The following is a 9,163-nucleotide window of genomic DNA, read 5'->3' as shown; positions in this document are numbered from 1 at the left end:
TCGGGAGCAGGTTTCTTCAACATGTCCCAATGAATCATAACCCCCCCGATGTGACCAGGGGTTTGTCAGCAGTCTGGATGCGGGCCTTGGTGCCCGCATTTTGTGTTGGCCCGGTTATCATCGTTGCGCTCCGCGTTTCGGACTGCGGGATCTACTATCATTCGAGGAATGTTGCGGTTGCGCCTTGAACAAATCCGCCGCCAACACACTTATCCCCATGACCTTCCTGCCCGCATCCCTGCGGGCCCACTCCCAAAAACGGAGAAAAACCATGCACACAGTGAACGCCAACGGTGCGAACATTCCAGCTCTCGGCTTCGGCACATTCCGCATGCCGGACGACGATGTCCACCGCATCCTCCCGCAAGCCCTTAAACTCGGCTTTCGCCACGTCGACACCGCGCAGATCTACAAGAACGAAGCCTCTGTGGGCGAGGTGATCGCCAATTCCGGTATTGCGCGTGGCGACATTTTTCTCACCACCAAAGTCTGGGTTGATCAGTACAAGCATGACGATTTCGTCAAATCCGTCGATGAGAGCTTGAAAAAGCTGAAGACCGACTACGTCGATCTTCTATTGCTGCACTGGCCAAAGAGCGATGTGCCGCTGGCAGAGCGGATCGGCGCGTTGAACGCGGTGCACAAGGCTGGCAAAGTCCGCAATATCGGCATTTCCAACTTCAACGTGGCGCTGACAGAAGAAGCTGTGACGCTTTCTGACGCACCCATCGCCAACAACCAGATCGAGTACCACCCCTATCTGGATCAGACGAATGTCATCGAAGCGGCCCGCAAACACGGTCTTTCCGTTACAGCCTATTATCTGATGGCGGATGGCAAGGTGCCTCACGATGCGGTTCTGAAAGACATCGGTGCGAAACACGGCAAGACCGCCGCACAGGTGGCCTTGCGCTGGGCCGTCCAGCAGCCCGATATCATCGCACTTTCCAAGACGGCGACAGAAAGCCGGTTGAAGGAAAATTACGACATCTTCGATTTCGAGCTGTCCAGCGACGACATGCAGGCGATTTTCGCGCTGGCGAAAAAGGATGGCCGGATCGTCAATCCGGGGCATCTGGCACCGGAATGGGATGTTTGATCATAGAGATCACCACCCAAAGAGCCCGGCAGTGATGTCGGGCTTTTTTGGGAAACAGGCTTGAAGCGATAGAAGGGTATCGCTAAGCTGCTCAACTCTGGATTACAACTCGAGCAAGGTGATGCCAGGTCTTATTGGACGACGCGGTTTTATGGCCGGGATGTCGGCGCTCGGACTTTCGGGCACGAGCGTGGCAGGGTCTCAGACTATGACTTCGCAGTGGGACAAGATCGTTGATCAGACCCGGCTGTGCCAACTTGCGTCCCTGAAGTTGAACTTCACAGGCGACTGGCGCTTTTACAAGCCACCGCATTTCAAGATCAAGCCTCCCGCTGAAGAAAGCCGCCTCGTTCGCGTTGAACAAAAGATCGGCCGGCCGCTGCCAAAGACGTTGCGGCATTTCTTCAAGGAGTGCAGCAGCGGGATCGACACGCATTGGCTTTTGCCGGGACATATGTCGGATACCGGCGGCTTGATCGACGTCAAATACAACCTCGTGCCGCCAAAGCCGTTTTCAGACGAAAAAAATGAACCGCTGATCAACAGCGGTGGTGTCCGTATCGATCTTGAGGAGATGGCGGACCTGTGGGCTGCACGGAATGACTGGATTACCAGCTTCCGGCAATCTGCCGCAGAGGCGGAAGACGAAGGCACCAGGGCGCATTACACCGTTTATGCCAATATGATGGAACGGGGCTTCCCCATCACCACCAATGGCGGCGGAGACATCGTCGCGATCGATATGGAATCACCCGGCGAGGAACTGTTCATCAGCTTTCATGATGGTTCAGACGAACCGGCATGGCTGTTCGGTCAAAGCCTGCTGGACCACCTCGACCAGCAGAGCCGCCTCAACTTCCTTGGTTTCGAGATATACATCCTCGAGATTTTCGCCAATGAACAGAAGAGTAAGGCCGCTTTCGACAGGTTTAACGAAACGTATAAGGACCGACAGACAGTCGAAAAAGAAGGGCTGGCGGCGATTAGCGGATGCGTCATTGACTGGACGACGGAAAACGGCAAGGCGTGGCGGGCATGGCTGGGCCTAACGGCGTAGTCCCGCACGCCCATGAGGCGTGCGGCTTTTGTACAGCGCTCAGGCGTGCATCCCGTTCACCATACCAAACACCTGATCGAAATTGCCGTTTTCAGCCGCGAACCTCAGCGGCTTGCAGCGTTCGACGACGATCTCGGTCGCGTCCGGCTGGTTGGTCATGATCTCCATCACCTCGGCAATATAGGCGTCCAACGGCATGGCGCGTTCGTCCGTTGCCTGCTGATCACCCTGCAACGTTGTCTGGACGTAAGGCGGGATGATTTCGATGACATCGACCGAGGTGCCTTTAAGCTGTTCACGGATGGCCATGGAATATCCGTGAATGGCAGATTTCGTGGCGCTGTAGGTGGGCGTCGCCACCATCGGCACAAAGGCAAGCCCGGACGAGACCGTGAGCACTGTCGCCTTCGGCTTCGTCAGGAAATGCGGAAGCAGTGAAGCCGTCAGACGGATGGGGGCCAGTAAATTGGTGGCGATGGTTTCTTCCGCCACATCGATATAATCAGGGGCCGCCTTGATATCCTCGTTCTTCATGATGCCGGCATTGTTGATGACGGCGTTGAGATCGGGATGGTCGGCAATGAGCTTATCGGCAAAAGCACGGATACCCTGCGCATCCGTCGCATCCATCGTGGCCCAGGCCATGCCCGGATTGGCCGTGGCGACCTCCTGCAACAGCGCCGCACGGCGACCGGAAATGATGACCTGATTGCCCAGCGCGTGAAATGCTTCCGCCAGCGCACGACCAATGCCCGAACCGCCGCCTGTGATGAGAATGGTGTTGCCTGTGACGTTCATGGGAGAACCCTTCCTTGTTGCTGAGCCAAAACGTAAGTAGGATGTCTCCTAAAGGGTAGTAGGCACCCGAAAGATTTATACTGACCGAACGGAGAGTGTCGGGATGAAAAGGCATCTGGCCGATAAAACCACCGAGGAAAAACGCCAATACCCGCCGCCGGAAGAGACCGACCCGGTTATCGAGGTGCTGGTGCGTGACATCATCGCCAAGGTCGCGGACAAGTGGACGATGCTTATTCTGGAACTTCTGGAGCAGAAGGGCACACTGCGCTTCACGCAGATCGGCCACCAGGTCGGCGGTATCAGCCAGAAGATGCTGACGAAAACGCTGCGGCAGATGGAATGCGACGGGCTGGTGAAGCGTGTCATCCACCCCGTCATACCACCGCATGTGGATTACAGCCTGACGGCGCTGGGTAACAGTCTCGGCAGTGCCTTTTGCGGCGTGTGGATCTGGGCCGAGACCCACCATGCGGATATAGAAAAGGCGCGGAAAGCGTTCAAGGAACACACACCGCGCCCTGACATGTAATCAGGCGAACTGGCTCAGACCCGGAACGGATGCGATGACCTGATCCACCGTCTCGTCGCCTGCATGCTGGCGGGCGATGGCGATGGTTTCCTTGGCCAGTGCGGAGATTTCGCTCATGCCGAGGCCCTGGCTCATCAGCTGCTGGCCGAGACCCATGATGCCGCCGCCGCCGATGGCGCTCATCAGACCGCCGAGCAGACCGCCGCCGCCCTGGCCTTCACCGTTGAAACGGGCAACCAGATCAGGCGCGCCGGGAATGGCTTCGATCATCCTGGCAACGGGCGCATCATCCGCTTCGCGCTGAAGAAAGCCCAACATCATGCCCAAAGCCTTTTCGGCCTTGTCATGTTCGATACCAACCTTGTCGGCAATCTGCGTAACGATCTCGCTCATAGTGTTCCTCCTGAAAACGAATAAATGACGTTAACGTCAACGTAAAACAACTGAAGTTTGGACACAAGGTGGGAAATCGCGCCGCGTCCAAGTTTGGCAGGCCGCTTCAACAACCTTATCAAACAGTTGTTGAGCGCACAGCCAGTTCCTATAAGACTATTGCAAATATTAGACAAAGGGCATCGCATGCCCGTTTGACCGGAGGAACTGGCGTGATGTTGCAGGACGGAAAGCTCTATATCGGCACAAGCCGCAACGCAGACGACAGCCTGAACAAGGGCGAATATCTCGATCTGAAATTCGGCAACCGCCACGGCCTCATCACCGGCGCCACCGGCACCGGCAAGACTGTCTCGCTTCAGGTTCTGGCCGAGGGCTTTGCCAAGGCGGGCGTGCCCGTTTTCTGCGCCGATGTGAAGGGTGACCTGTCCGGTATTGCGGCAAGGGGTGAGGCCAAGGACTGGGTCACGAAGCGAGCCGAACAGATCGGTTTCACCGACCTGTCCTACGAGCAGTTTCCGGTCATCTTCTGGGACCTCTACGGCGAAAAAGGCCACCGTGTTCGCGCCACCATCGCCGAAATGGGGCCGCTTTTGCTGGCGCGCCTGATGGATGCGTCCGAAGCGCAGGAAGGCGTCCTCAACATCGCCTTCAAGATTGCCGATCAGGGGGGATTGCCGCTTCTGGATCTCAAGGACTTGCAGGCGCTGCTCAACTATATGGGCGAACACGCGTCTGAGCTTTCCAGCCAATTCGGCCTGATTTCCAAATCCTCGGTCGGCTCGCTACAGCGCGGTCTTCTGGTGCTGGAGCAACAGGGGGCCGAACATTTCTTCGGTGAACCGGCGCTGAAGATTTCCGATATCATGCGGATCACGCCTGACGGACGCGGCACGATCTCGGTCCTGGCCGCCGACAAGCTGATGATGAACCCGCGCCTTTACGGCACATTCCTGCTGTGGATGCTGTCTGAACTGTTTGAGGAGCTGCCGGAAATCGGCGATCCCGCCAAGCCCAGGCTTGTCTTCTTCTTCGACGAAGCGCACCTGCTGTTCAACGATGCGCCGCGCGTGCTGGTGGAGCGCGTCGAGCAGGTCGTGCGCCTCATTCGCTCCAAGGGCGTCGGCGTTTACTTCGTGACGCAGAACCCGCTGGATGTGCCGGAAACCGTTCTGGCGCAGCTTGGCAACCGCGTGCAACACGCGCTGCGCGCCTATACGCCGCGTGAGCAGAAGGCCGTCAAAACCGCCGCCGATACATTCCGCCAGAACCCGGCCTTCAGCACGGCAGACGCCATCACCACGCTCGGCACCGGGGAAGCACTGGTTTCGACGCTCGGCGACAAGGGCGCACCCTCCATCGTGGAGCGCACCTTGGTTCGCCCACCCTCGGGCCGCGTCGGTCCCGTCAGCGACGACGAACGCCGCAGCATCATGAGCACCAGCCCGGTTGCCGGGGTCTACGACACCGACCTCGACCGTGAATCCGCCTTCGAACTGCTGGCCGCCCGTGCCCAGAAGGCTGCCGATGCAGAAGCAGCCAAACGGGCCGCCGAAGAACAGGCCAACCAACCGGCCGACAGCGCCTCCAGCCGCTGGAAGCTGCCGGGCTTTGGCGATGACGAGGAGCCGACACAGGCTTCCACCACCGGAACGAAACGCAAGGCTGGCGGCTATCAGCGCGAAACGGTGATCGAGGCGGCGATGAAGAGCGCCGCCCGCACGGTTGCAAGTTCGGTCGGGCGCGCCTTGGTGCGAGGTATCTTGGGAAGTTTGCGACGGTAGGCGCCCCCTCTGTAACCCCGGCCGTGAGCCGGGGTGACGGTGAAGAGATCATCGCTCCCGATAAAAAATCATTCCCCCGTGATACAACACATCATCCACGAACTCGCCGTCTGCGGTAAAGCCCGTATCGTCCCAATAGTCGATATGATTGCCGTTGATCTCATAGCGGCCCTGATAGGCGCTTTTTCGGTTGCCACGCGCTTCGTCATACCGTCCATTCAGCAACAGTTCCTGGCGAATATGGCCGTCGCCTGTCACCCACATGCCGAGATAGGGGTGCATCTGGTTTTGGGATGTTGAGTTCGTCATCTGTACCTTTCTCATGGAGTTGGCTGCGGGCGAAATGCCATCAATGGCGGCGGTTGCCAGTGCGATGGCAACCGAGGTCGAGACCATGTTCATCGATTGCTCCCATCACGCAGCGGTCGGGCGAACGACGATTTCGTTGACATCGACATCATCAGGTTGTTCGATCGCAAACCGCACGGCGCGACCGATCGCGTTGGGTTTCAGCGCGATGGCGCGATAACCCTTCATCAGTTCCGCAGCAGCGGGGTCGGTGATGGTGCTGGCCAACTCGCTTTCCACCACGCCAGGGTGAATGCAGGTCACGCGGATGTCCTTGTTTTCCTGACGCAGCCCATCGGAAATGGCACGCACCGCGAATTTCGTGGCGCAATAGACCGCTGCCGTTGGCGATACCGCAAGCGCACCGATGGAGGCGATGTTGATGATCTGGCCGGATTTCCGGCTGGTCATCTCCGGCAACACGGCGGCAACGCCGTAAAGCACGCCCTTGATGTTGACGTCGATCATACGGTCCCACTCATCGACCTTGAGCGATGACATCAACGACAGCGGCATGATGCCGGCATTGTTGACGATGACATCGATGTGGCCGAATGCCTTGCGTCCCGCATCCGCAAAGGCTGCCACGCTTTCCCGGTCCGTCACGTCGAGGGAGTGGGGAACGACCTCAGCGCCCAACTGGCGAAGCTCATTCGCCAATGTTTCCAGACGGTCCATGCGACGTGCGCCGATGACGAGTCTTGCGCCCGCAACGGCCAGTTCGCGCGCAATGCCTTCGCCAATACCGCTCGATGCACCTGTAATGAGAACGACTTTGTTCAATACCATGATTTATCTCCTTTTTCCCAGCGCGCCGTGTCCGGTCGGTGCTGTTGCGAAGAAGATAGTTCAGTGGCATTGTCGTGATAACTGGCTCAGTTCTAACTTCGATGGATAAAAAATCTAACCAATGCACATCGATCTCAATGCTCTCTCGATTCTCTGCATGGTCGCAGAAGAGCGTAATTTCCGCGCTGCCGCTGATCGTTTGGGCGTGACCCGGTCCGCTGTCAGCCAGACCATCCGCAAGCTGGAAGAAACGATGGGAATAGCGCTGGTGCAGCGCACGACCCGCAGTGTCAGCCTGACGGAAGCGGGGCAGAACCTCTATGCGCAGGTGTCTCCATCCATCGCAAATATCACCCAGGCAGCGCGCGTCACCTCGTCACTCGGCGGGACCGTGCGCGGGCAATTGCGGCTGGCTGTGTCGTCAATTGCAGAACGGTTTCTCTCCGGCCCGCTGCTTGCCAGCTTTGCGCAGGCCTATCCGGATGTTCAGCTGGATATCATCGTGACCGATGAGGAGTTCGATATCGTGACTGAGCGATATGATGCGGGCGTGCGGCTGGGCGAATTGATTGCACAGGACATGATCGCCGTGCCCGTATCGGTCGAGCAGCGCCAGCTTCCGGTCTGTTCGCCCGCTTATAGAGACCGTAACGGTGTGCCATCCCACCCCGCAGACCTCATTGGCCACAGCTGCATCGGCTGGCGCCCGCGCCCCGGCGTTGCGCCATACCGCTGGGAATTTGCGGAAAACGACCGTGAATTTGCCGTGGCGGTTCAGCCGGAATTTACCACCAACGACATGCAGCTCATGATCAAGCTCGCCTGCGCGGGGGCTGGCATTACCTTTGGAATGGAAGAAACGTTTCGACCCTATATCGAGCGTGGACAATTGGTGCCGATGCTCGAAGATTATTGCCACAGCTTCGCGGGCTTCTATCTCTACTACCCCAGCCGCCGCAATCTGGCACCCAAGCTTCGCGCCTTCATCGACCATGTGCGGCTGCCAAGGGGTGGGTGATCCCCGCCCCTCACCTCATTTTGCTGGAGAAACCAGCGAGAAACAGGCCCCATCCGGGCGGCAGTTGACGATCCAGCTGCCGCCCGGAACCTCCATCGGGCCGTTGACGACCTTGCCGTCACCGGTGCTGACGCGGATGGTGGTGGCTTCGATGCCATCGACATTGAAGCAATAACCCCAGATACAGAGCGTCTACGGCCGGGTTTGGTCAGCCTGGGCTAGGCGCTCAACATTTTTGCGATGCGCGGGTCTCCCGCAAAATCGTCCGCGGCAAAACCAATGCGCTGCATCGGGAAATCGCACAGCGCCTGAATGCCGGTTTTCGCCAGCCGGATACGCCAGTTGATCCGCTCCACCGGTTGCTTCTTTTCAAAGGCGAGCGGCGTGAGAAGGGCCATGTTGAGCCCGCCATGGGGATCGCGCACGGACTGATAGAGGATGGCCTCCACATTCGCTGCCCGCGCTGTGTCCGCCAAGGCCTGACAAGGCGCGTAGTCCGTCGGATGCGTCCAGGCCGCACCGTTGCCCGACAGCTGGGGCTGGGTCAGATCGATGGCAGAACGCGTGCCGATCTCAGCGGAAAAGGCGGTGTATTCCGCCGCGTTTGCGGGCAGTCGCGTGGCAGGAGATTCGGCATAGAACAACAGGCGATAGAACGCCATTTCGGCGAGCGCCGTTTCCACTCTGGCCGAGGCGTAATAGACGCCCTTGGTCCAACCTGCCCGGCGAAAGCGTGAACCATGGGGATAGGCGGCATCGTAGCGAAAGGGTGTGGCCAGCAGATAATCGAGGCCCGCACACTCTGGCGGAAAGCGGCGTTTGCTGTCTTCCAGAATATCTTCCAGCAGCGACTGCTCATCCACGGTGTCGACGAGCTTCATCGTGGAGACCTGATGCTGCGCCTCCACAAGTCGCCACCAATGGCCTGATACGGTGCGTTTTTCAGATTGGAGCGCGTCTGGCGTCCAGATAGGCAAGGACATCGAGCAATCCGGTAATGGTTGTGAGTTTCTCCGCAGGGACTGCGTCAAGCGCTTCGTTGTGGTTTCGCATCCAGCCACGCGCCACCCCGTCATCGCCACCGACGATGGCGTCGAGTGAGCGAAACACCCGGATCAACAGAACCGCCAGTTCGAACGCTTTGCTACCGGGCTCCAGAATGAAATCAAGCCGCTTCATGCGCGAAACGGTCGGGGCTGAAACCCCCAGAACATCCGCCACACGGGCCGCGTTCAGGCCCAGCCTGTCTGCAGCAGAGACCACAGCCTTCGTCACGACACGACCCTGCTCCGCCGCGTCGAAAGAGGGTTTGACCTGGATATTCATGCGCAAATCCTTTCCTTGG

General features: G+C 58.6%; 11 protein-coding genes and 1 pseudogene. 5 read left to right on the top strand and 7 right to left on the bottom strand.

Annotated elements, in window-relative coordinates; all coding sequences use genetic code 11:
• Positions 1 to 271: 271 nt before the first annotated feature.
• Positions 272 to 1,099: an aldo/keto reductase gene (locus tag EKM04_RS10755; RefSeq protein ID WP_183894423.1), complete on the top strand. Its 828-nt coding sequence runs from the start codon at positions 272 to 274 to the stop codon at positions 1,097 to 1,099.
• A 208-nt stretch (positions 1,100 to 1,307) separates the two neighbouring features.
• Positions 1,308 to 2,156: an SMI1/KNR4 family protein gene (locus tag EKM04_RS10750; protein ID WP_183894421.1), complete on the top strand. Its 849-nt coding sequence runs from the start codon at positions 1,308 to 1,310 to the stop codon at positions 2,154 to 2,156.
• Between the two features lie 39 nt (positions 2,157 to 2,195).
• On the opposite strand, the gene EKM04_RS10745 is transcribed toward EKM04_RS10750, so the two are convergent.
• The gene (locus EKM04_RS10745; RefSeq protein WP_183894419.1) at positions 2,196 to 2,954 is read right to left on the bottom strand and encodes an SDR family oxidoreductase; all 759 of its coding nucleotides are present in this window, start codon (positions 2,952 to 2,954) and stop codon (positions 2,196 to 2,198) included.
• Between the two features lie 103 nt (positions 2,955 to 3,057).
• Here EKM04_RS10745 and EKM04_RS10740 point away from each other — a divergent pair, with 103 nt between their 5' ends.
• Positions 3,058 to 3,486, top strand: a complete 429-nt coding sequence (locus tag EKM04_RS10740; protein WP_183894417.1) for a winged helix-turn-helix transcriptional regulator — start codon at positions 3,058 to 3,060, stop codon at positions 3,484 to 3,486.
• Here EKM04_RS10740 and EKM04_RS10735 read toward each other — a convergent pair whose 3' ends face one another.
• Positions 3,487 to 3,879 (bottom strand): DUF937 domain-containing protein, encoded by a 393-nt coding sequence (locus EKM04_RS10735; RefSeq protein WP_174152365.1) that lies wholly within the window; start codon positions 3,877 to 3,879, stop codon positions 3,487 to 3,489. It abuts the gene before it with no gap.
• A 215-nt stretch (positions 3,880 to 4,094) separates the two neighbouring features.
• Between EKM04_RS10735 and EKM04_RS10730 the strand changes: the two genes are divergently transcribed.
• The gene (locus EKM04_RS10730; protein ID WP_183894415.1) at positions 4,095 to 5,663 is read left to right on the top strand and encodes a helicase HerA-like C-terminal domain-containing protein; all 1,569 of its coding nucleotides are present in this window, start codon (positions 4,095 to 4,097) and stop codon (positions 5,661 to 5,663) included.
• Between the two features lie 48 nt (positions 5,664 to 5,711).
• Here EKM04_RS10730 and EKM04_RS10725 read toward each other — a convergent pair whose 3' ends face one another.
• The gene (locus tag EKM04_RS10725) at positions 5,712 to 6,065 is read right to left on the bottom strand and encodes an Atu4866 domain-containing protein (protein WP_183894413.1); all 354 of its coding nucleotides are present in this window, start codon (positions 6,063 to 6,065) and stop codon (positions 5,712 to 5,714) included.
• 12 nt (positions 6,066 to 6,077) lie between these two features.
• Positions 6,078 to 6,800, bottom strand: coding sequence for an SDR family oxidoreductase (locus EKM04_RS10720; RefSeq protein WP_174152363.1), 723 nt, complete (start codon positions 6,798 to 6,800; stop codon positions 6,078 to 6,080).
• A 121-nt stretch (positions 6,801 to 6,921) separates the two neighbouring features.
• Here EKM04_RS10720 and EKM04_RS10715 point away from each other — a divergent pair, with 121 nt between their 5' ends.
• Positions 6,922 to 7,818: a LysR family transcriptional regulator gene (locus EKM04_RS10715; RefSeq protein WP_183894411.1), complete on the top strand. Its 897-nt coding sequence runs from the start codon at positions 6,922 to 6,924 to the stop codon at positions 7,816 to 7,818.
• A gap of 15 nt (positions 7,819 to 7,833) precedes the next feature.
• On the opposite strand, the pseudogene EKM04_RS10710 reads toward EKM04_RS10715, so the two are convergent.
• The 3 genes and pseudogenes from EKM04_RS10710 to EKM04_RS10700 all read right to left on the bottom strand — a co-directional run.
• A pseudogene (locus EKM04_RS10710) lies at positions 7,834 to 8,007 on the bottom strand (VOC family protein); the annotation flags it as partial.
• Positions 8,008 to 8,036: 29 nt separating this feature from the next.
• Entirely contained in the window at positions 8,037 to 8,801 is a 765-nt protein-coding gene (locus EKM04_RS10705) for an RES family NAD+ phosphorylase (protein ID WP_183894409.1), read from the bottom strand.
• Positions 8,761 to 9,144, bottom strand: a complete 384-nt coding sequence (locus tag EKM04_RS10700) for an MbcA/ParS/Xre antitoxin family protein (protein ID WP_183894407.1) — start codon at positions 9,142 to 9,144, stop codon at positions 8,761 to 8,763. Before EKM04_RS10700 ends, EKM04_RS10705 begins: the two co-directional genes overlap by 41 nt.
• Positions 9,145 to 9,163: the final 19 nt, after the last annotated feature.

The organism is Rhizobium skierniewicense Ch11, from assembly GCF_023757665.1.
In the GTDB taxonomy this organism is placed as follows: domain Bacteria; phylum Pseudomonadota; class Alphaproteobacteria; order Rhizobiales; family Rhizobiaceae; genus Agrobacterium; species Agrobacterium skierniewicense.
The sequence above is the reverse complement of the archived record's forward strand: the minus strand, read 5'-3'. Positions and strand labels throughout refer to the sequence as shown.

Bases quoted from the DNA above. Each gene is read 5' to 3' on its own strand.
- EKM04_RS10755 (WP_183894423.1), top strand. From the start codon at position 272: ATGCACACAGTGAACGCCAACGGTGCGAACATTCCAGCTCTCGGCTTC.
- EKM04_RS10750 (WP_183894421.1), top strand. From the start codon at position 1,308: ATGACTTCGCAGTGGGACAAGATCGTTGATCAGACCCGGCTGTGCCAA.
- EKM04_RS10745 (WP_183894419.1), bottom strand. From the start codon at position 2,954: ATGAACGTCACAGGCAACACCATTCTCATCACAGGCGGCGGTTCGGGC.
- EKM04_RS10740 (WP_183894417.1), top strand. From the start codon at position 3,058: ATGAAAAGGCATCTGGCCGATAAAACCACCGAGGAAAAACGCCAATAC.
- EKM04_RS10735 (WP_174152365.1), bottom strand. From the start codon at position 3,879: ATGAGCGAGATCGTTACGCAGATTGCCGACAAGGTTGGTATCGAACAT.
- EKM04_RS10730 (WP_183894415.1), top strand. From the start codon at position 4,095: ATGTTGCAGGACGGAAAGCTCTATATCGGCACAAGCCGCAACGCAGAC.
- EKM04_RS10725 (WP_183894413.1), bottom strand. From the start codon at position 6,065: ATGAACATGGTCTCGACCTCGGTTGCCATCGCACTGGCAACCGCCGCC.
- EKM04_RS10720 (WP_174152363.1), bottom strand. From the start codon at position 6,800: ATGGTATTGAACAAAGTCGTTCTCATTACAGGTGCATCGAGCGGTATT.
- EKM04_RS10715 (WP_183894411.1), top strand. From the start codon at position 6,922: ATGCACATCGATCTCAATGCTCTCTCGATTCTCTGCATGGTCGCAGAA.
- EKM04_RS10705 (WP_183894409.1), bottom strand. From the start codon at position 8,801: ATGTCCTTGCCTATCTGGACGCCAGACGCGCTCCAATCTGAAAAACGC.
- EKM04_RS10700 (WP_183894407.1), bottom strand. From the start codon at position 9,144: ATGAATATCCAGGTCAAACCCTCTTTCGACGCGGCGGAGCAGGGTCGT.